This window comes from Streptomyces sp. NPDC088147 (assembly GCF_044741565.1).
Taxonomy (GTDB): Bacteria; Actinomycetota; Actinomycetes; order Streptomycetales; family Streptomycetaceae; genus Streptomyces.
In genome coordinates, this window is sequence record NZ_JBIUSY010000001.1 from 175774 (window position 1) to 196597 (window position 20824).

Consider the following 20824-nt stretch of genomic DNA (forward strand, 5'->3'; position numbering starts at 1 on the left):
ATCATGCGTATCGCAGTCTTCGGCGCCAACGGACCGACCGGCCGCCACCTCACCGGCCAGGCCCTCGCGGCCGGCCACGAGGTCGTCGCCGTGACCCGCCGTCCCGGCTCCCTCCTCGCGCGGGCGGGCCTCACCGTGGCCGTCGCCGACGCCACCGATCCGGCGGCCGTCGACGCCGCGATCGGCGGGACGGACGCCGTGCTCTCCGCGCTGGGCGCGCGCTTCAGCAAGGAGACCGTCACCACGTACTCGGCGAGCGCCACCGCCATCACCGGGGCCATGGCCCGCCACGGCATCACACGGCTGCTCACCGTCAGCTCCAGCATCGCCGACCCGAACTGGCGGCCCACCGGAGCGCACTTCTTCAACCACGTGCTCGACCCCCTGGTGAACCGACGCCTCGGCCGTACCCTCCACGAGGACATGCGCCGTATGGAGGCCGTGATCCGTCGGACGGACCTCGACTGGACCCTCGTACGGCCCTCGGGCCTCTTCGAGCACTCCGCCATCACGGACTACCGCACCGCCGAGACCAGCGCCGACGGGGTCTTCACCGCCCGCGTGGACCTCGCCGCGAGCATGCTGCGCGAGTTGGAGGAGGAGCGGTACAGCCGCACGGCCATGGGGGTCATCACCACGGCCGTGAAGCCGAACATCGCCAAGCTGATCTGGAACGAGGGCGTGAAGAAGAGGTGAGCCGGGCCACCGTCCAACTCCCTTTCGGCGTACGGACGTTCCTCGCCCGTCTCCACACAGCCACCCTCACCACGCTTCGCTCCGACGGCACTCCGCACGTCACCCCCGTCCGCTTCACTTTCGACGCGTCCACCGGCCTCGCCCGGGTGACCACCAGGGCCGGGGCCCGCAAGGCCCGGAATGTAGCGGCGGGCGGCCCGGCGGCCCGCGTCGCGCTCTGCCAGGCGGACGGCTTCCGCTGGGTCACCCTCGAAGGCCGGGCCGCCGTCACCGACGACCCCGCACGCCTGGCCGAAGCGGTCCGCCGCTACGCCGCCCGCTACCGCGCGGCCCCGCCCACCCCGCCGGACATGGTCGTCGTCGAGATCTCCGTCGAACGCGTCCTGAGCCTCAATCTCTGATCACCCCCTGTACGAAAGCGATGTGACACCACGATGCCCACCCTCCCCGTCCTCGACTCCACCCTCCACTACCGCGAGTCCGGCGACCCCGACGGGCTGCCGTTCGTCTTCCTCCATGGCAACCCCACCTCCTCCCACCTGTGGCGGAACGTCCTGCCGGGCGTGGCAGCGCCCGGCCGCCGCCTGCTGGCCCCCGACCTCATCGGCATGGGCGACTCCGGCAAGCCCGACCTCGCCTACTCCTTCGACGACCACGCCCGCTACCTCGACGCGTGGTTCGATGCCCTCGGTCTTGCCGAGGCCGTGCTCGTCGGCCACGACTGGGGAGGCGCGCTCGCCTTCGACCGCGCCGCCCGCCTCCCGGGCCGCGTCCGTGGCCTCGCCTTCACCGAGACCATCGTCAAACCGCTGGTCGGCGACGAATTCCCGGCGGCCGGGAGGGAGTTGTTCACCCTCCTGCGTACTCCTGGGGTGGGTGAGGAGATGATCCTGGAGAAGTCGCTGTTCATCCAGGGCCTCCCGGACACGCTGGCCACCCCACTCGACCCCGCCGACCTGGAGATCTACCGTCGCCCCTTCCCGACCCCGCACAGCCGCCGCCCGGTACTGGCGTGGACGCGCATGATGCCGCTGGACGCCGAGCCCGCCGACATCGTGGCCCGCGTCGAACGCTACGACGCCTGGCTGGCCGCCAGCCCCGGAGTCCCCAAGCTCCTCGCCGCGTTCGAGCCGGGCCCCGGTGCCATGACCGACCAGGGAGCCGTGGCCTGGTGCGAGGAGCACATCGCGGGCCTGGAGGTCTCCCGTCACGGCCTGGCCGGCCACCACTCCCCGGAGGACCGTCCCGAAGAACTGGCCGCAGCGATCACCGCCTGGGCCGACCGTCACGGGCTGACACACCAATAGGCGCCCTCGATCACGGCGGTGGCACTCGCCCCGGGCCCCTCACACTCCCACCGGTGGGCGTGTGCACGCTGCCACCGACGGGCGTGCGGACGACATCCGGACCGTGCTCGGCTTCATCACGCCCGCCGCCGCGACCTGGGGCGCCGACGCCGCCCGCGTCGACGACGTCCTCGCCCGCACCGTCGCGGGGAAGGGACTGCCGCGGCGGCCTGGATCCGGTGGTTCGGTCGACGGCGTCGTGCAGCAGATCCCGCAGTGTCAGTGCCGCCGGAAGCGGGGCGGCAGGCAGTGCCACATGGACGGTCCGGCGCAGGGCCGGGTCGGTGAGGCGGCACAGGACGAGTTCGTCGGGGACAGCGGGGGCGGCCAGCGAGGGGACCAGCGCCACCCCCAGTCCGGCGGCCGCGTAGCCGAACTTGGCGGACCATTCCGCGATCCGGATGATCTTCCTGGGGGTGAAGCCCGCCCGTGCGCAGGCGTCGGCGAGCAGGGTGGGACGGTCGCCGTACGCGCTGTGAAGCCATGCCTCGTCGCGCAGTTCACGCAGGTCGACCGTCAGGGCTCCGGCCAGGCGGTGCGCGCGCGGGAGGGCCACGAACAGTTCGTCCTCGCACAGCTCGGTCGTCGTGACACCGTCGGCCGACGGCAGACCGTACGGGTAGTCGCTGACGACGGCGAGGTCCACTGCCCCGTCCGCGAGGCGTTCCATCAGCGTGTCGGTCGTGCCCTCGACGGCGATGACCTCGACATCCGGCTTGGTGTGCTGGAGTGCCCGCAGGGCGGTGGGCATGAGCGAGATGTTGGCGGTGGCGAAGGCTCCCGTGTGCAGCAGTCCGCCGTTCCCCGCGTTCAGCACGGCCAGCTCCCGCGCCGCCCGCGAGAGCCGGTCGAGCACCTCCGTCGCGTGCCGGTGCAGCGTACGGCCGGCGGGATTGAGCCGTACGCCCCGAGGGAGCCGTTCGAACAGCGCTCCGCCCGCCTGCTGTTCCAGCGTGGCGATCCGCCGGGATACCGCGGACTGTGTGTAGTTGAGCCGGACCGCCGCCTTGGTGAACGATCCGGTCTCCGCTACGGCCACGAGCAGCCGAAGCGCGTCGACCTCGAACACGCCCCTCCCCCTTCACGATCCTCCGGGCATCGCCCGTCTTCCCACTACCCATTCTCCAGACGCATGGATCCTATGCGATCCAGTCGCTGGTGGAATGCCTTGGCCCGCCCTAACGTCGTTCACACGGCGGGGCTTCGCAGGGGGAACGGCCCCGCCGCACCGCTGCCCATGAAGTCCGAGGAGGAAATATGTCGTCACGACGGGAAGCACGGCAGGGAGTTGGCATGGGGCGGAACCGATGACCGGGGGGACCGCTGTCGCACTGCCGGCGATGCTGGCCGATCTGGAGGAACTCGTGCGCTGCGAGTCCTTCTCGGCCGACCACGCGGCGGTGGCGCGAAGCGCCGAGGTGGTGGGCGCGCTCGGGAAGAGGCTGCTGGGGGCCGGGCCGGAGACGATGGTGATCGACGGTGTGACCCATCTGCGGTGGACGTTCGGCACCCCGCGGGTCCTGCTGGTAGGACACCACGACACGGTGTGGCCCATGGGCTCGATCAAGAGCCACCCCTGGTCGGTGGCCGACGGGATCGCCCGCGGCCCCGGGGTCCTGGACATGAAGGCGGGCCTGGTGCAGATGTTCCATGCCCTGGCCTCGCTTCCGTCCCTGGACGGGGTGGGCGTACTGGTCAACGGGGACGAGGAGGTCGGCTCGGCGACCTCCCGGCAATTGATCGAGGACTCCGTGCGCGGATGCGCGGCCGCCTTTGTTCTGGAAGCGTCCGCGGACGAGAAGGGTGCGCTCAAGACCGCCCGCAAGGGCACTTCGCGGTACGAAGTCGTCGTGCACGGCCGGGCGGCGCACGCCGGTCTGGAACCGCGGAAGGGGATCAACGCCGCGGTCGAGGCCGCACACCAGGTGCTGTCCATCGCCGGTCTCGGGGCCGCGATGGATGCCGTCGACGGAGCCGACTCCGTCCTGGGCTCCGCGACCGTCACGCCCACCCTGCTGTCGGCCGGCAGTGCGCGCAACACGGTGCCCGCGCTGGCGCGGGTGTCGGTGGACGTGCGCGTACCGACCGCGGTGGCGCAGGACCGGATCGACGCGCTCATCCGGGGGCTCACACCGCGGGTGCCCGGCGCCCGGCTGGAGGTGCTGGGCGGCAGCCAACGGCCGCCCATGGAGCCGGAGTCCTCCGCCGAACTGTTCGCCCTCGCCTCCCGAATCGCCGCGGAACTGGGCCAGGAACCACTGCGGGGGATCGCCGTCGGCGGTGCCTCGGACGGCAACTACACCGCGGCTGCGGGCTGTCCGACGCTGGACGGCCTGGGAGCCGTGGGCGGCGGCGCTCACGCGGACACCGAGTACGTCGAGGTCGTGCAGATGGTGCCCCGCACCCGTCTGCTCGCTCAACTCATCATGCGGACAAGGCGATGAGGAGATCATGGCTCTGCTCCAGGGGAGACGATTCATCATGCGACAGGGCACGCACGGGCTCGGCCTCGGCGAGAAGCTCGGCAGTTATCCCATAGCGGGGGTGGGAGGCGGCCTGGCGCAGATGGCGCGACGGAGCGGCGCGGTGCTGTACGTCGTCATGATCGTCTGCTTGGCAGCCATCACGCCCCCGGCGGCGTTCGCCAAGGGCGCCGTCATGACAGTGGTGGTGGTCATTCTGTTCGGCCTCATGCTGGCATGGCGTCGTACGTCCGCCAGGCTCGGACTCAGGCGGTGCTACCTCTACACGGACGGTCTGGTCGTCACCAATCTGTTCGGTGGCGTGCGGGACGCGGTGGCGTGGAGCGAGGTGACGGAGCTGAACCGGCTCAGCGGCGCGTCGGTCTTCATGACCTTCCACCGGGTCGAGATCTCACGGCACGGCCGCAGGCCCCTGGCGTTCCTGGCTCTGGGCCTGGAGCCTCCCCTGGTGAACGCTCTGCTGAGCCAGCTGGCCAAGAACGGTATTCGCTGAGAGCGGCACGTGCCGATCGAGTCGACGCCGCGAGTGATCGTGGAGCAAGTTGAGTGGTGTGGTTGGCGAGCGAGCTGATCGCGCCCCGACACACCAACTCTCGTCGCCCGGATCGAACGGGACTCCGCACCCCACCCACCCGGGGTGGTGGCGCATGAGCACACGAGGGGCAGGTGTCCGTGTGTGGACAAGGCTCCGCGTCAGGACCGGGCGAGGACGCAGAACTCGTGGCCCTCCGGGTCGACGAGACACGTCCACGGGACGTCGCCCTGGCCGACGTCGAGATCGGTGGCGCCGAGAGCCTCCAGCCGGGCCGCCTCCGCCGCTTTGTCGTCACCGGGGTCCGGCACCAGGTCAAGATGGACGCGGTCCGGCACACTCTTCACGTCGGGCGAGCGGCGGAACTCAAGATATGGGCCGACCCCCTTGGCGGACCGCCACACGGCATGGTCGTCGGTCACCTCGTGCAGGGTCCAGTCCATCGCCTCGTCCCAGAACCGGGCCATGGCCCGCGGATCCGCGCAGTCGACCACCACCCGGGCGATCGGCCCGGTGTCCTGGTAGATCTCCCGAGGCTCCAGCACGCAGAACTCGTTGCCCTCCGGGTCGGCAAGGACCGTCCACGGCACATCGCCCTGGCCCACGTGGGCAGGCTTCGCACCGAGAGCCTTCAGACGCGTGACCAACTCCGTCTGCTGGGCCACGGAGGTGGTGGCGAGATCAAGGTGCACACGGTTCTTTGTCGTCGTCTTGGGTTCCGGGACGGCAACGACGTCGACGCAGACACCGACCGGGTCGAGCCAGTCGAAGCCGACGGGTTGGGCGGCGGTCGCGCCCGATCCCTCACCGGCGACACTCCAGCCGAGCGCCTCCGCCCAGAACCGGCCGACCGCCGAGTCATCAAGCGCCTTGATGTTCACCAGGGCAGGTCGCAGTGTCATGCCGGCGATCCTATGCACCGGTCACAACGACATCCGCACGCACCGTCGCCAAACAGAGATCAACTCGCTCACCAGCCGCACCGCTCACTCGCCAACCCGGGCCTGTCCGGCCGGTCATAACGGACGGACGGGCGGGCGGACAGGCGGGCGGGCGGACGGGCTGACGAGCGCGGGGTGATCATGGTCGTGGACCAGTCGACGGAGACGCAGGGGTAAGGGGCAGGGGAATCATGGTCTCGTTCCACGCATCCGCGCTGGACGGAGTCGCCCGCAACGCGGCGCTGCCGACACCGTTGCTGCTGCGCTTGCTCGCCTTCGACGGCGGCGGTGACGGCCCGCCCCGTCACGCCCTCCAGCGGGCTGGACTTCCCGAGCCGGCCGTCGCGTTGATCCTGGCGCACCCGAACCCCGGCGCTCGGATCGACTTCGCGATGAGCAGCAGGGCCGAGCCCGTGCAGCGGGCCCGGCTGGCAGACGACCCTTCCCCCAAGGTGCGGGCCGCTCTCGCGTACGGACCCGAGTGGCGCGACCCACGTACGGCGGTCGCGCCGCTGCCGGACGACGTGTGCACCCGTCTGCTCGACGACCCCGACCTTTCCGTACGGCGGGCCCTGCTGGACTCGCCCTGTCTGGTGCCGTCGTTCGTGGCCTCGCTGGCCACGCACCGTGACCCGGCAGCACGCCGGAGCGCGGCACGCGCATGGGAGAAACTGACGCCGGGCGAGCGGTCGGCGCTGCTTGGCGACCCCGACCCCGGGGTGAGGCGGGCCGCCGCGCTGGAGGAGTGCCGGGTGGACGCACGCGTCACCGCCGAACTCCTCCGCGATCCGAACTCCGCCGCCGAGGCGCTGCGACGTGGGCTCCTCCACCGCGCGACGGCCGAACGGTGCGTCGCCGAGCGGACGCACCTGGCCGCCCTCGCCGAGAACCCGTCGCTGCCCACCGACCTCGTGGAGCGGCTCGCCGTCGACCCCGAGGCGGCCGTACGGCTCGCGGTCTCCCTCAGGCCGGAACTGGACGAGACACGACGCATGTCGATCAACTTCACAGTGGAGGCATTCGCCAGTGGGGACGTGGAGTGGGTACGGGACGGCCTCGCCGACCCCGAGGTTCTGCGACGGTCAGCGACCTCCGCCCACCCGCTGCTCCGGCGCACCGTCGCCCAGAGCCCCCACCTGCCGCCCGACCTCATGCACCTGCTCGCACGCACCGAGGACCCGCTGGTGGAGGACCTCTTGGGCATGCACCACCCCGACACTCCGGAGGAGGTCCTGATGCGTGTGTACGCGCGGCTCGGTGGCACGTTCTCCGCCTGGATGGCGGAGACGCACCCCCGATTCCCTCGCGAGGGTCTCGCCGCGCGCTACGCGGACCACCCGGACGGCAACTACCGTCGGCTGGCCGTCCGGGATCCGGCCGCCACGCCCGCGCTGATCGAACGGCTCAGCCATGACCCCGCGGTCTGGACACGCCAGGCGGCGGCCGGTGATCCGCGCCTCCCGTTCCACCGGCTCCGCGAGGCGCTTCATGTCCCTGAACTGGCCTCCAGCGCGGGTGCCAACCCGGCGCTCCCCGAGGACGAGATGGCCGCTGTCCTGGACAGGGCCGGCGTTCCCGACTGACCGCCGCGCAGAACCGGCCGGCCCTGCGCCACTCCGCTGCCGCTCGTCCCGGAGGCCCCCGGATACGAAGGCCGTGATCGACCGGACATCGCCTGGTGCCCGGCCAAGTCGCGGAGGGCAGGCCGGTGGGCCGAAAGGGACTCGCCGGTGGCGCCGCACGGCACAGTGCGGGGTGACCGCCGCATCGGACCGCGGCCTGGACCTGCCCGCCAGCCGACTCGACGGTACGCTGCGGCTGATCGTCTGCATGGGAGCGGGCACCTGCGCCGTACCCACCCACCCCCGGTGGTGGCGCCCGGCTCGCGGGTCCGCCGTAGCGGTGCTGAGGCGCGATCCAGATTTTTCGAGTTCGGCCGTCTGCGGATGTCGAGAACGTGCCACCGGCTCCGTCCCAGGTACATCAGCGGCCACCACCGGCCGCACGAGGAAAAAGGAGAAACCAGCATGGCGATTCAGCGGATGGACAACGTCGGCATCGTCGTCGAGGACATGGACGCCGCCATCGCGTTCTTCCTGGAACTCGGCATGGAGCTGGAGGGCAGGGCGGAGGTCGAGGGCCTCTTCGCCGACCAGTGCACCGGACTCGACGGCGTCCACTGTGACATCGCGATGGTCCGGACCCCGGACGGTCACAGCCGGCTCGAGCTGTCGAAGTACCGCAGCCCCGCGGTGATCAGCACGGGGCCACGCAACCGGCCGCACAACGTTCTGGGCACGCACCGCGTCATGTTCGCCGTCGACGACATCGAGGACACCGTTGCCCGCCTGCGCCCTCACGGCGCCGAACTCGTCGGCGAGATCGCCCGGTTCGAGGACAGCTATCTGCTCTGTTACGTCCGCGGCCCGGAGGGCATCATCGTCGGACTGGCCGAGCAACTGCGCTGAGAAGGAGAAACCGAACCACGCGGCCGAACGAGATCGTCGAGGTTCCGAACCGCCCGAACAGCCAGGGGATTGACCTCGATGTTCATGGTCCAGCCCGTCAGATCGAGTGCAGAGGGACGGGACGCCGGGGCCGCTTTCTCCCGGCCGGCGGCCCTTCCGGCGCTGTCCCGCAGACCATCGCGGGACAGAAGATCACGCATCCACGCCGGGGCGTCTCAACAGAGCGTCCACGTCGGCCCCTTGAAGCAGGCTCGCGGCAGCCGCCCCGGCCGCGGGAGCGGGCAGGTAGGGGGCGATGTTGCGCCAGGCGCGCTCGATGTACTCCTCCTTCTCGCCGACCGGGGCGACATAGTGCAGCGCGCTTTCGGCTGCGTCGTTGCCCTCAAGGCGGGCGATGATCCAGGCGGCGAGGTAGTGCGAGGCCAGGCAGCCGCCGGCGGTGGCGATGTTGTCCTTGGCGTAGAAGGGCTGGTTGAGCACCTCAACGCCCGCGGCGACGACCCAGGGCTTGGTGATCAGGTCGGTGCAGGCGGGGATGTCGGTCAGCAGGCCAAGCCTGGCCAGCACGAGCGCGCCCGAGCACTGCGCCGCGATGAGCTGGCGCGAGGAATCCAGGTTGCGCAGGATGCTCATGATCGCCGGGTCCTCGACGACCTCGCGGGTGGCGATACCGCTCCCGACGATGACGGCATCGGCGGCGCACGCCTCCTCGAGAGTGGACATCTGCTCGATGACCACCCCGTTCATCGACGTCACCTTGGGACCGGGGGTGGCGATGGTGACGCGCCAGTCGTCGGTCTTGACGCGATTGAGCACACCGAGCGCGATCAGGGAGTCGAGCTCGTTGTAGCCCTCGAAGGTGAGGATGGCGATATGCACGGCGGCTGTCCTTCCGTATGAGTGGGGTAGGTCTTGGCGGTCAGGACCCACGAAACGGTCGAAACGGTAAGGACCCACGAACAGGACAGTCAAAGAATTGTCATGGATACAATTCGGCGCATGGCAGCCCCGCGGTACAAGACGCTGGTCGACGCGTTCGCCTCCGACATCCGTACCGGACGGCTCGCCGCGGGCGTGCGGCTGCCGACACATCGCGGGCTCGCCGCCCGTGAGGGCATCGCCGTGGTGACTGCGACCCGGGTGTACGCCGAGCTGGAAACGATGGGCCTGGTGAGCCGGGAACAGGGTCGCGGCACGTTCGTGTGTGACATCGCGGTTCCCGCCGGTCACGGCATCGACCAACAGGTCGTCGCCACGGACGCGGTCGACCTCAACTTCAACTATCCGTCGCTACCGGGGCAAGCCGATCTCCTCCGGCAGGCTCTACGAGAGGTGGCCACCTCCGGTGATCTCGACACGCTGCTGCGCTACCAACCACACCGGGGCCGTCCCCAGGACAGAGCCGCGATCGCACATCACCTGAGGCGTCGAGGAATCACCACCGACGGGGATCAGATCCTCATCACCAACGGTGCGCAGCATGGCCTGGCCATCACCGTCATGGCCGCGCTCAGCGCCGGCGATGTCGTCGCGGTCGACGCACTCACCTACCCGGGTTTCAAGGTGCTCGCGCATGCCTTTCATCTCGACCTGGCGCCCCTACCCGCAACCGCCGACGGGCCGGATCTCGATGCCCTGGAGAAGCTGTGCGCGACCCGCCCGGTGCGCGCGATCTACACCATGCCCACCTTGCACAACCCTCTGGGCTGGGTCATGCCGGCAACCGACCGAGCCCGCCTGATCGCGCTCGCTCGACAGCACGGACTGCTCATCATCGAAGATGCCTCCTACGCCTACCTGGTCGAAGACCCTCCACCACCTCTGGCCGCGACCGCGCCGGACATCACCATCTACGTCTCCGGACTGTCCAAGAGCGTCGCCACCGGCCTGCGGGTGGGCTTCGTCGTCGCCCCGCCGTCCGCGATGCCCTCTCTCGAACGCGCGATCCGGGCGACCACCTGGAACACCCCCGCCCTCACCACCGCGATCGCCTGCCGCTGGCTCGCGGACGGCACGGTGGACCGCTTGGAAGCGCGGAAGCGAGAGGACGCCCAGACCCGCCAATCACTCGCTGGACGAGAGCTGGCGGGCCTACCACTCGTCAGCCACCCCTCGTCCTACTTCGCTTGGCTTCCGCTGCCCGACGACGCACGCGCCGATCGCCTGACCGCCACTCTCGCCCGCCAGCGGATCTTGGTGACGACGGCCGAGCCGTTCACCACCTCGACGCACACACCGCAGGCGATCCGCCTCGCTCTGGGCTCGACCGACCTGGACAGTCTCCAGTCGACACTGCGTACGGTGCGACGAGCCGCCGTCGAAGACGCCTCCACCTGAACCCGTCACCATGCGCGAGACCCTCGGCCTCGATCCGTTCTCGCCGCTGAGGCGCGCGCCGCGGGCGCCGAGGACGGCCCGCCCGGTCATGCCCCGAGCACCGGATATCCAGTTGGCCCCTGGACTTGACGTTGGCGATAGTACGTCGCATGTTTCAGGCGATCTTGCACACCGAGCGGGCCCATCTGATCCCGCTGTCCGATGAGCACCTAGACCATCAGGTCGAGCTCGATGCCGATCCCGAGGTGATGCGCTACCTGGGCGGCGTTCGCCGCCGTGAACAGGTGGAGACAGAACACCGTGAGTTCCTGGCGGAGGCGGACCGGATTGCCGGCCTGGGGTACTGGGCCGGGTTCACCGAAGGGAACTTCGCCGGCTGCTGGATCCTGCGGCCACCCGAACCCGACGACCAGGAACCGGTCGAAGGGCAGGCCGAACTCGGCTATCGGCTTCTGCGCCGCTGATCCGCCCCCCGACGAGGGACTTGATCAATGTCCGGGCGCCCCCGGTGCCGGCTCAGTGCACGGAGAACCCGCCGTCGACGAAGATTGCCTGCCCTGTGACATAGGCGGAGGCTCGGCTCGCCAGGAACACCGCCGCGCCCGCGAAGTCATCGGCCAGACCATTGCGCCCCACCATGGTGCGAGCGGCCAGCGCCGCTACCTTCTCAGGATCAGATGACAGCCGTGCGTTGAGCGGGGTCATGACGAAGCCCGGCACAAGGGTGTTGCAGGTGACGCCATACGGCGACCACGCCTCGGCCTGCGAACGGGACAGTGACTCCAACGCCCCTTTGGAGACGCCGTAGGCGCCGCTCTGGACGAACGCCCTGTGCGCCTGCTGGGAGGTGATGTGGATGATCCGCCCGAAACCCCGTTCCGCCATGCGGGGCCCGAACCGCTGTCCCAGAAGGTAGGGCGCCTCCAGGTTCACCGCCATCGTGGTGTCCCACACCTCCTCGCTCAACTCACCCATCGGGGGCCGCAGGTTGACCCCGGCGGAGTTGACGAGGATGTCGGGCTCCCCGAATGCCTCCGCTGCCTCCTCGGCCGCTGCGCGCACGCCCTCGCGCGTGCCCAGGTCGGCGCTCACCCAGGCGGACCGGCAGCCGTCGGCCGTCAACTCGCCGACCGTCGCGGCCAACTCCTCCTCCCCGCGCGCCACGACCACAACGCTCGCCCCCGCACGCGCGAGGGCACCGGCGATTGCGCGGCCGATGCCGGAACTGCCGCCGGTCACCACAGCGACCCGTCCGTCCAGCGAGAAGAGTTCCGAGAGATAGGTCTGCGAGGTCATGCCCGGACCCTAGACGCCGAGTCCCCGGCGACAGTGGTCGGGGCAGGGGTCAGATCCAGCAGTCACTTCCGCGACCGGATTTGTCGGCCTCCTCAAGGACGGGGGACGCGGGGGACCGCGGCTCGACGCGGCCAATCAGCCCAACTTCTTTGGACGGACCGACGAGTACGTCCATGCGCGAGCCCAAGTCCGGGTCGGCTGCGGTGGCGACGGGATTCGAACCCACGGACAGAGAGGAGCAGGCCCGCCCCGTCTCCATCAGTCGGCCTGAGGGGGCGCTCCCCAGGCCGATCGCAATGGGCCGCTCTGCCACACCACCGCAGCCTGCGGGATTGCGCGCTGACCCGTTCCGCTCAGAGTAGAGGCTCCGTGTCCTCTCTGCGCATAGGCGTCCTAGGCCCTGTCTTCAAAGTCCCGCCGGCTCGGCGACGCCCTCGGGCGGACGCCGCTACTTTGAAGACAGGGCCTAGCGGGTCAGCGTTTCGAAGCCGACATCCGCGCAGTACTGCACGGCACGCGCCTCCGCGTTGCCGTCACCGTTGTTTATCGCCAACACCGTCGTCTCCCCCAGAGTGCCGCCTCCGCTCACGGCCTCATCCCGGAGCGGTCGCATCGCGTGGACGGCGTCCTCGGCGACGAGCGCGGCCTCCCCGTACGCTGGTGACTCCGGCGTGACCGAGCCTTCGGCGTTCCGCGCCTTCTGCCACATCCCCAGTTGCAGGCAGTAGTTCTCCCGCAGCCCGTTCAACCGCTGCTCGTCCCCGTCGTCGGACGCGGAACACCCCGCCGCCACCGCCACCAGGGCGAGGACTGGAACTATTGCCTTAAGCGTGCGCATCAGATTACCCCCGCGTGGAACGGCGTCCGCTCGTCCCTGTCATCCGCAACTCCCGCAGCACGATACCCGCGTGGGACACCTCGGCCGCCTCCAGCACCGCAGCCGCTCAGAGCCGGTACGGGGTCTGCTGTTACGGGACCGCTCCGCGCGGGAAGCACACGGACTGCCCCACAGGTGCCGCTCTGGCCTGGCCTGGCCTGGGCCGGCTCTTCCTGGGTGCAGGCCGTCTGCTGGGGCACTGTCCCCGCCAACACCCGGTCGTGGCAGGCGCTCTGGTGCAGGCGGCGGCAGTCGCGCTCGCAACATCACGGGCGAACTGCCGAACTCAGATCCTCCAGCCCACCAGCGGAAGGCGGGCTCCGGTGAGCAAGCCCACGAACATCACCGCGGACAGGAACACGACCGCGACAAGGCGCAGGGCGATGAGCGAGTCCGCCGCGGTGCGCAACGGGTACCAGGGAACCAGGCGCAGCAGCCAGGTCAGCGCAACCGAGAGCCCGAACAGCCGCGCCAGGGCCGCGATGTCGTCGTCGCCTGTCATCTGGACCGGTGCGCTCTCGTCGAGGTCGTAGCCCTCCGCGTACATCGCGAAGGCGAGCGCTCTCCAGCAGAGGACGGCGAACAGCGTCACGCCGGTTTCCAGGAGTGCGAAACGCGGTCCCTGCCGCGACGGGAGAAGCGACAGAAGCACGGCCGTTTCCCGGGATTCGTGAGGGCCGGCGGGCCGCTGTCCGGGGCGGCCCGGATGGTCGACGTCCTGGTGCGTTCCGACTGGGCCGCCACGCGCTTCTCGGTCGGGTCTGCCGCGATGCGGGCACAGGCGATGTCCCCTCGTGTCCCTGAGAACGGTTTTCCTCACACGTGCTGTGACCCGTGGCCAGTGCGGATGGTTGTACCGGGCTTCCATGTCCGTCGCTCAACGGGCCCTCGCCTCGCGGGCGGCAACAGCTGCTGCCCCGCCGTTGGAAGCATCGAGCGGTCGATCGGCTGGATCATGAACGCCCACCGCAACCGCCGGGACTACGAGAGGCTGCCGCAGCACAGCGAAGCCCATCTGAACTGGACCAAGAAGCACCGGCCCGTCGGCTGACCATGGGAAACACGGGGTAACGCGATGCGAAAATCACTTGCAGTGCCTGCTTAGAGTGCGGACATGCCAATGTCACCACACCTGCAAGAGATCACCCCTGACAACTTCGAGGCCGCGATCAACCTGAGGGTCCGCTCCGACCAGGAGCATCTGGTGGCCCCCGTGGTGAAGTCGCTCGCCGAGGCGTACGTCCACCCCGGCATCGCCTGGCCCCGGCTCATCTGCGAGGGCGACGAGACAGTCGGGTTCCTCATGGCCTTCTTCCACATCGACTGGACCGGCGAAGGCACCGACTTCCGCTCCGGACTCTGGCGCCTCAATATCGCGGACGGAAAGCAGGGCCGAGGCTACGGACGCTTCGCGGTGGAGTCCGTAGCCACCGAGATCCGGCGCCGAGGCGACACTCACCTGACGACCACGTGGCATCCCGGACCCGATGGCCCCGCAGGCTTCTACCTGGCGCTCGGCTTCCGGCCAACGGGCGAGACCAGCGGCGACCAAACAGTGGGCACGCTGAAACTGGACTGAACCCGGGTTCCGGTCGTCGCGTACCGGGACCGGCGGCCGACCGGTGCGGGGCCGGCTCGCGCTCGGTCTGAAGTGGCCGAGGACCTCAGCCGGGGGGTGACGCCCAGAAGCGGCGCAGCACGTCCGCTCCCCGTTCGGGGTCCTGGAGCATCCAGTCGTGGCCGACGACGTCGACCGACTGATCCACGCCGTCAACGAGCATCCGGCAGACCGACGCGGCCGACGCCTACCTCCGCGTCCTCCAGGGCGGCCTCTCGCCGAGCCCCGCCCCGTAGACGCCACCGACCGCGCACGCCTCGCGTCTCGCGCGGCCCCCATGACGGCGCTCGGCCGGCTCGGTCAGAGACCTACGGTGTCCGCGAGGCCATTGGTGTGGGCGCGGAGGAACTCCTCGGGATCGCTCAGCGTATCCGCCGCGTAGTGGCCGAAGGCGTCGAACAGAATGGCGCCGATGACCGCGGACCACAAACCGTAGGCCCGGGAGACGTTGCCCACCGGCATCTCGAAACCGAACACTCCCCGCAGTCGCTCCATATCCGCGCGGACGGTCGGGTTGAGCGGCGCCTCCACCGTTCTCAACTCGCCCGCCTGCCAGGCGTCCTCGACCAGTCCGGCGAGAGCGAGGGCAAAACGTGTGCCGGGCTCCACGGTCTGGTCGCCGGGAGCCGCGTAACCGGGCACCGGTGTGCCGTAGAGCATGGCGAACCTGGACGGTTCACGAACGGCCCAGGCGCGCGCCGCGAGGGCCGCCACCTCAAGCCGCTTGCGGTACGACAGGCTCGACGCCGCCGCGAGGGCCGCATCGACCTCGTCGGCGAGTTCGTTGTACGCGTCGACGATCAGCAGGGTGATGAGCGCTTCGCGGTCCTGGACGTAGCGGTAGAGCGCCGACGGGACGACTCCGATGTCCCGGGCCACTGCCCGCAGGGACAGGTCGGCCGGAAGTACCGTTGCCAGGTGCTCGCGTCCCACACGCACGATGTCACGCATCATCTGCTCGCGTGCTACTTGCCGTGAAGTGACCATGCGTCCACCCTATAAGTCAACGGTGTGCCCCCTTGGACCAACGGTGCCCCCTGCCCGGAAGCGGGGGGCGGAGCCGCAGCGCAGCGCAGGGCCGGCCGGGGCATCCGGACCGACCAGCCCTGTGGACACGACGGCTCAAAGCGCGTTCGCCGGGGCATCGTCACGCTTGATGACCCGCCACGATCGCCACCCGCGGCAGACGATGTACGCGAAGATCGTGAGTGCCGCGACCGTGGTGTCGGTGATCGAGGACTGCATGCCCTCGGTGGTGTCCAGGATGGTGAAGGCGAGCACCGTCGCCGCGACCTTGTGGAAGATCACCATTTCCCAGATCGCCGGAACCTGGCGCGGCCGGTACGCGAGCATCGCCCACATCGCGCTGAACACGAGGTATCCGAAGGTTCGCCAGCCCTCCACCATCATGCGGTCGTCGCTCGCGTCCGCCATCAGGAACAACCCGTTGATGAACACCGCGAAGGTGACCGCGGAGTTGAGGGCCATCAGGACGCGGCCGATGCGGTCCCAACGCCGGGACGGGGCGTTGTGGACCGTGAGGGTTGCTGTGGTCACGACGGACATCCTTCGAGTGAGAGAGCAAGAAGCGAGAACACTGTTCTCGACTGAGAGAGACAATGCCCCATCCCCCGGGCAGAGTCAAGAACAGTGTTCTCGTTTCAGTCGGGCCGCGGGCGCGGGCGGGCAGGTGGAGCAGGTCGGCGCCGTGAACTGTGGCGATCCAGTCGTCACGCCGGGCCGGTCCGGCACCCCGGCGCCCGTGCCCATCGCCCCTGACACCCAGCTGCGGACACCCCGCCCCCGACACCCCGCCGCGGACATCCGCGCCGGGTACGCGAGGTGCTCAAGCCTCACCCAGGAACTCCCGCGCGGCTCGACGCCCGCCGAACGCCTGCGGCTTCTCCCGCCGCTGACTGCCCGAGCGGAATTTCGCAGATCACGACCCGGTGAGCAACTGGCCCTGGAAATGGCACAGTTGGCCAGCCACCTGCCGGGCGATGCCCTCCGGGGCGATCACAACGGTGCCCGGACGGGCACGGGCCAGGGCGAGGAGTGTGTGCTGATGATGCGCGCCCAGCGGGTACGCGTACGGCTCGATCAATACCGACGCCCCCAGGAAGCCCGGGACGCCGTTCACACGAACGTCTCCCCGGCGCCGTGCACGGCGGTGAGCCGTGCGCGCGGCCAGGCCGGATCGTCGAGCTTCCCGGACTCCACTGAGCGGCCTGGCGCGCTGGCCGATGCCGGAGTCCGTGCCCGGCGGGGCGAGCCGCCGGGCACGGGCCGTCAGCTGTCGGAGCGGAATGCGCCGTGGACGCGCAGGTTGCCTTGGATCGCCGCCTGGTCGTCGTTGACGTGCATGAGCCAGTCGGTCCCGTTGCGGACCGACAGGTGCCCGTTGGCGTTCAGCTTCCCGATGAACAGCGACTCCTCCTGGACGCGCAGGCCGCCGTTGACCGATATCTTGTCGTCGTTGGTGTGCAGGATCCAGTCGCCGCCGTTGCGGACCGACAGGTGCCCGTTGGCGTTCAGCTTCCCCTCGAACTGCGACTCCCCGTGGACGACGAGGTCGAACTGGGCGTCCTCGGTGGTCAGTTTGCCCCTGACCGTCAGGTCGCCCGCGTGGACCGCACCCCCGACCTCCAGGTTCCGCATCGGCCGCAGATCGCCGTTGACGGTGAGGTCGCCCCCGGCGACGACGTTCCCGGCGGCGTTCAGCTCGCCCTCGGCGTCCAGCCGGCCGTGGACGACCAGACGGGGCGGACCGTCCTGCGTCTCCAGCACATTGTCGACGGTCAGCCCGCCCTGGAGGGTGAGGTGCTCTTTGACCTGGGCCCGGCGGGTGACCAGGTCGTCCAGGTCTGCCTTGGCGGCTGCGACGGTCCCCCACTGATGGTTTCCGGCGCCTTGGTACACGTTCAGGCCGGCGGATGGGAAGGCGATCCATCCGTCGTCGGCTGCGCGGCCTTGCACCCAGGCGGTGTTGATGCCGTTCATATCCGCCTTGTCGCCGGCGACCGTGCCCCACGCCTGCTTTCCGTCCTTGCGCACGTTCACACCGGACTGCGGGAACTCGGCCCAGCCCTTGCCGCCGTCGCGGTCGCCGACCCATGGGGTGTTCACCCCGTTCGCGGCGCTGACCTTGTCAGCCGTGACGGTACCCAAGTCGCTTCCCGCGCCATGGCCGACCGTGATCCCGGTGGGCGGGAACTGGATCCAGCCGGCGTCGTCGCCGCGGCCTCGCACCGACGTGGCGGTGACGCTGTCGACGTCGGCCGTGGCGGCCGTGATGGTGCCGGGCGTGTGGGAATCATTGTGGATCTGCGCGCCTTGTGCGGTGAAGGTGATCCGCCCCTTGTCCGTGGTGCCCTCGACCCACGGAGTGTGAAGTCCGTCGGTGGCGGTGACGCTCTCGAACTCGGGGCTGCGCAGGTGGACGGTGGTGGTGAGGATGTGCTCCGGGGGCTGCTGCTGAGGTGACGAGGCGGCTGTCAGGGTGTAGGTGGCGTCCCGCTTCGGCTCCTCGCCCGCCGCAGGCGTCCACTCCCAGGTGGTCCCGGCCTTGTGCGGAGGGTTCTTTGAGGGGCCGTCCGGTCCATGGATCTGGTAAGTGAAGGTGTCGGACCCCTCCCACCGCAGGACGACGCTCTTGCCCGCGGCCACCAGAGACTGCTTCGGACGGAAGTTGCGCGGCGCCTTGGGAGCCTGCTTCAGCAGGCTCAGTGTCACCGGGGAGTCCTGCTTCCAGGGACCGTTCCACACCGTCTCCGTCACCCGCAGCAGGACCGGTCCCGGCGCACTGGAGACCGGGAAGCCCTCCAGCACGAGGATCATGGAACCGCTCGCCTTGAAGTACGTGGTGGGCTGGGGGGTCACGGTGAAGACACCTGTCGTGGCGTCCCAGCTGGTCAGCGGCTCCTCCCCCGGCTGCCTCGCTTTGTCCGGCAGGACCCGAGCCGTGATCGCCTTCGGATCGGGCGTCAGGGCATCCTCCTGTTGCCCGAAGGGCACATGCACCGTGAGGGAAACCCAGGCCATGTCCTGGTCCTTCGGGTTGGAGACGACGATGTAGACCGCCCCCTTGGACGTGCCACCCGCCTCCGACACCTGGAGCGGAGCCGGGTCGGTGAGGATGCTGTACACAAGAAAAGCCACCGCTGAAAACCCCCCTGGATTCTGCTGCGCGTGCGTCCGTCCTCACGGGCTGGTCCCCGTATGGTCCATACCGCTGTCCCGCCGGACACCCCATGAATCCCGACGCGCCACAACCGGCGCGAACCAGACCTACGCTGACCGAAACAGGGATTACCGACGTTCCGGTGCAAGGTCGTCAGGGCAGGCCCGGTCGCGAGTGCCCTTCGCCCCCCGTCGGCGGCTTGCCCACGGCCACGGCTGACTGCCGGCGGCACGGATCCACAGACGGGTTCCCATCGGATCACCCCTACAGGCAGGCCGGCTGCTCCGGGCCCTCACATTCCAGGCCGTCGGCAGCCGGCCTACCGGTCCCAGCGGTTCCGGCTGTGGCACACGCTCTGACGCCACATCAGGCACAACTAGAGCTTGCTCGGAAGAGGGCTGACCTACCCCCTCCCCTGGTCGCACCTCCCAGGCCCATCGGCGGCAACGGGGCCGACGGTGTCCTGCCTCCGTCCAGCAGGGCGGCCAGTGGCCAGCCTGCTGACGAAGCGGCGGGCCCGGATGGGACACCGAGGCGGACGGGATGAGACCGCTCATCACCGGTCAGGACCGCCGCTTTGCTCCTGGGGCGCCGTGTTGGGGCCCTCGGCTCCCCGACCCAGCCGAAGTCATCCCGAACCGCCCAGGGCAGGGCCGCTGACGCCCCGCACGAGACGGCCTCGCTCGTGCTGGCCCAGCTCACCGGTGAGCGGCTGGACGCGGTTCGCGAGCGCGGGGCCTCAGCCCGCCGAGCCCCGCGACGGGCTCACCTCTCTCATCCAGCATCTGGGCGGCTACACGGTGACCGGAACGGGCGTCCGCGTCACAGTGCACCTCGACGGCGTCTACACGGAGTCGCGGCGCGACCAGGGCAAGGCCGGGGCAGCTAGTGTGCACGTTGACGCGCGCCCAGTCCCGTACTCGACCCGAAGGTCAGGACCGACGATGTCGAGGTGACCCTGCGGCCGTCCGACGGACCCGCGTTGGGCCCCTACCGGTGTGCGGAATTCCTCAACGGGTGAGACGGGGTAGGTGAGTTCGTGGCGGCGTTCCCGGTGGAGTTCGCCAAGAACTCGTCGAACGTACGCGGCGCCCGCCCGGTCAGCTCCCGCACCGCCGTCGTCACCTCGGACATCGCGCCGGCGGCCATCTCCGCGTAGAGCCGCAGAAGGTCGTCCACGAACCATCCGGGCAAGCCCTGTGCGCGTAGCCCCTCGGCTGCCTCCTGAGGTGTCAGATCATGGAAGGGAATGGCGAGTTTGGCGGCGATCTCCTCGTGCGTCAGCGCCTCCGGCCCGGTGAGCGCATAGGTTTCGCCGCCTCGGACCGGGCCTGTCAGCAGCGCCGCGGCACAGGCGGCGACGTCGTAGGCGTCGAGGTACGCCACACGTCCCGCACCGTACGGACCTTCCAGGGCACCGCTGTGGGTGAAGCCGCCCTCGCCGGCGAGGAAATTCTGCATGTAGCCGGTGGGCTGAAGTGACGCCCACCGCAGGCCGGACGCCTTGAGGTACTGCTCGATCTCCCAGTGCGCGCGTACGGACAGCTTCGTGTCCGGGCCGGGTTGCCAGGCCGATATCTTCACCACCGACGAGACCCCGGCAGCCCGTGCCGCGTCGATGACGCCGGTCTGCTGCCGGACCATCGGCTGCTGCCCCTCCACCGGAAGCGCGCCGCCGCTGTTGAGCAGAAGACGGTCAACGCCCTTCAAGGCGGACGCCATGGACACCGGATCGTCGAAGTCCCCGACCGTGAACGCGCAGTCCAGCTCCTTGCCCTTGCGCGCGTCCCGCACCAGCGCCCGGAAGGGCACGTCCGCCTCCGCGAGCGCCCGTACCAGGTACCGGCCGATGGTGCCGGTCGCACCCGTCACAAGAATCATCCTGTCCCCCACTGTCCAGAAGGCGTCAAGCGTCCTCGCCAAGATTACCGGAGGCACCATCCGTTTACTGGGTTTCAGAAAGCCTGGGAGCCGACGCCCCGCCGCCAACTGGTCCTGGCCGACCGGCGGGTGGCCACGCGACCGCCGCCCGCGACGAAGGCACTCACCC

The 20824-nt window shown here is 69.8% G+C and carries 19 protein-coding genes, 1 tRNA gene and 3 pseudogenes; 11 read left to right on the forward strand and 12 right to left on the reverse strand.

Annotated elements, in window-relative coordinates:
• Window positions 1-3 precede the first annotated feature (3 nt).
• From ACIOGX_RS00945 to ACIOGX_RS00955, 3 genes and pseudogenes are all read left to right on the forward strand, one after another.
• Window positions 4-696 (forward strand): NAD(P)-dependent oxidoreductase, encoded by a 693-nt coding sequence (locus ACIOGX_RS00945; RefSeq protein WP_401909063.1) that lies wholly within the window; start codon window positions 4-6, stop codon window positions 694-696.
• Complete coding sequence (locus tag ACIOGX_RS00950; RefSeq protein ID WP_401909066.1) at window positions 693-1097, forward strand: pyridoxamine 5'-phosphate oxidase family protein; 405 nt, start codon at window positions 693-695, stop codon at window positions 1095-1097. The genes ACIOGX_RS00945 and ACIOGX_RS00950 overlap by 4 nt, the downstream gene beginning before the upstream one ends.
• A 27-nt stretch (window positions 1098-1124) precedes the next feature.
• Window positions 1125-2003 (forward strand): annotated as a pseudogene (locus tag ACIOGX_RS00955) (haloalkane dehalogenase); the annotation flags it as partial.
• 202 nt (window positions 2004-2205) lie between these two features.
• On the opposite strand, the pseudogene ACIOGX_RS00960 reads toward ACIOGX_RS00955, so the two are convergent.
• A pseudogene (locus tag ACIOGX_RS00960) lies at window positions 2206-3111 on the reverse strand (LysR family transcriptional regulator); the annotation flags it as partial.
• A gap of 238 nt (window positions 3112-3349) precedes the next feature.
• Here ACIOGX_RS00960 and ACIOGX_RS00965 point away from each other — a divergent pair.
• Window positions 3350-4486, forward strand: coding sequence for a M20 family metallopeptidase (locus tag ACIOGX_RS00965; RefSeq protein ID WP_401909068.1), 1137 nt, complete (start codon window positions 3350-3352; stop codon window positions 4484-4486).
• Between the two features lie 7 nt (window positions 4487-4493).
• Window positions 4494-5018 carry a hypothetical protein gene (locus tag ACIOGX_RS00970; protein WP_401909070.1) on the forward strand — a complete coding sequence of 175 codons (525 nt, stop codon included), beginning with the start codon at window positions 4494-4496 and terminating at the stop codon, window positions 5016-5018.
• A gap of 200 nt (window positions 5019-5218) precedes the next feature.
• Here the strand turns inward: ACIOGX_RS00970 and ACIOGX_RS00975 are convergent, their stop codons facing one another.
• Window positions 5219-5959, reverse strand: coding sequence for a VOC family protein (locus tag ACIOGX_RS00975; protein WP_401909072.1), 741 nt, complete (start codon window positions 5957-5959; stop codon window positions 5219-5221).
• Between the two features lie 230 nt (window positions 5960-6189).
• Between ACIOGX_RS00975 and ACIOGX_RS00980 the strand changes: the two genes are divergently transcribed.
• A complete protein-coding gene (locus ACIOGX_RS00980) occupies window positions 6190-7581 on the forward strand; it encodes a Mucin-2 (RefSeq protein WP_401909074.1) in 1392 nt (463 codons plus the stop codon).
• 444 nt (window positions 7582-8025) lie between these two features.
• Entirely contained in the window at window positions 8026-8466 is a 441-nt protein-coding gene (locus ACIOGX_RS00985; protein ID WP_356513036.1) for a VOC family protein, read from the forward strand.
• 192 nt (window positions 8467-8658) lie between these two features.
• On the opposite strand, the gene ACIOGX_RS00990 is transcribed toward ACIOGX_RS00985, so the two are convergent.
• Window positions 8659-9345, reverse strand: coding sequence for a DJ-1/PfpI family protein (locus tag ACIOGX_RS00990; RefSeq protein ID WP_401909075.1), 687 nt, complete (start codon window positions 9343-9345; stop codon window positions 8659-8661).
• A gap of 120 nt (window positions 9346-9465) precedes the next feature.
• Here ACIOGX_RS00990 and ACIOGX_RS00995 point away from each other — a divergent pair, with 120 nt between their 5' ends.
• A complete protein-coding gene (locus ACIOGX_RS00995) occupies window positions 9466-10803 on the forward strand; it encodes a PLP-dependent aminotransferase family protein (RefSeq protein ID WP_401909077.1) in 1338 nt (445 codons plus the stop codon).
• Window positions 10804-10952: 149 nt separating this feature from the next.
• A complete protein-coding gene (locus tag ACIOGX_RS01000; protein WP_401909079.1) occupies window positions 10953-11267 on the forward strand; it encodes a GNAT family N-acetyltransferase in 315 nt (104 codons plus the stop codon).
• A 52-nt stretch (window positions 11268-11319) separates the two neighbouring features.
• On the opposite strand, the gene ACIOGX_RS01005 is transcribed toward ACIOGX_RS01000, so the two are convergent.
• From ACIOGX_RS01005 to ACIOGX_RS01020, 4 genes are all read right to left on the reverse strand, one after another.
• Window positions 11320-12099, reverse strand: a complete 780-nt coding sequence (locus tag ACIOGX_RS01005; protein ID WP_401909080.1) for an SDR family NAD(P)-dependent oxidoreductase — start codon at window positions 12097-12099, stop codon at window positions 11320-11322.
• 201 nt (window positions 12100-12300) lie between these two features.
• Window positions 12301-12418 (reverse strand) — tRNA-OTHER (locus ACIOGX_RS01010).
• Between the two features lie 147 nt (window positions 12419-12565).
• Entirely contained in the window at window positions 12566-12937 is a 372-nt protein-coding gene (locus tag ACIOGX_RS01015; protein WP_401909082.1) for a hypothetical protein, read from the reverse strand.
• Window positions 12938-13262: 325 nt separating this feature from the next.
• Window positions 13263-13568, reverse strand: a complete 306-nt coding sequence (locus ACIOGX_RS01020) for a hypothetical protein (protein ID WP_401909085.1) — start codon at window positions 13566-13568, stop codon at window positions 13263-13265.
• A 314-nt stretch (window positions 13569-13882) separates the two neighbouring features.
• Between ACIOGX_RS01020 and ACIOGX_RS01025 the strand changes: the two are divergent.
• A pseudogene (locus ACIOGX_RS01025) lies at window positions 13883-14000 on the forward strand (IS5/IS1182 family transposase); the annotation flags it as partial.
• A gap of 90 nt (window positions 14001-14090) precedes the next feature.
• Entirely contained in the window at window positions 14091-14555 is a 465-nt protein-coding gene (locus ACIOGX_RS01030) for a GNAT family N-acetyltransferase (protein WP_356513050.1), read from the forward strand.
• 339 nt (window positions 14556-14894) lie between these two features.
• Here the strand turns inward: ACIOGX_RS01030 and ACIOGX_RS01035 are convergent, their stop codons facing one another.
• The 5 genes from ACIOGX_RS01035 to ACIOGX_RS01055 form a co-directional block, all read right to left on the reverse strand.
• On the reverse strand, window positions 14895-15581 hold the full coding sequence (locus ACIOGX_RS01035; RefSeq protein ID WP_401909089.1) for a TetR/AcrR family transcriptional regulator: 687 nt from the start codon (window positions 15579-15581) through the stop codon (window positions 14895-14897).
• A 135-nt stretch (window positions 15582-15716) separates the two neighbouring features.
• Entirely contained in the window at window positions 15717-16151 is a 435-nt protein-coding gene (locus ACIOGX_RS01040) for a hypothetical protein (RefSeq protein WP_356513056.1), read from the reverse strand.
• Between the two features lie 382 nt (window positions 16152-16533).
• Window positions 16534-16734 carry a hypothetical protein gene (locus ACIOGX_RS01045; RefSeq protein ID WP_401909092.1) on the reverse strand — a complete coding sequence of 67 codons (201 nt, stop codon included), beginning with the start codon at window positions 16732-16734 and terminating at the stop codon, window positions 16534-16536.
• 149 nt (window positions 16735-16883) lie between these two features.
• The gene (locus ACIOGX_RS01050; RefSeq protein WP_401909094.1) at window positions 16884-18752 is read right to left on the reverse strand and encodes a polymer-forming cytoskeletal protein; all 1869 of its coding nucleotides are present in this window, start codon (window positions 18750-18752) and stop codon (window positions 16884-16886) included.
• A 1012-nt stretch (window positions 18753-19764) separates the two neighbouring features.
• Entirely contained in the window at window positions 19765-20655 is an 891-nt protein-coding gene (locus tag ACIOGX_RS01055; RefSeq protein ID WP_401909097.1) for an SDR family oxidoreductase, read from the reverse strand.
• Window positions 20656-20824: the final 169 nt, after the last annotated feature.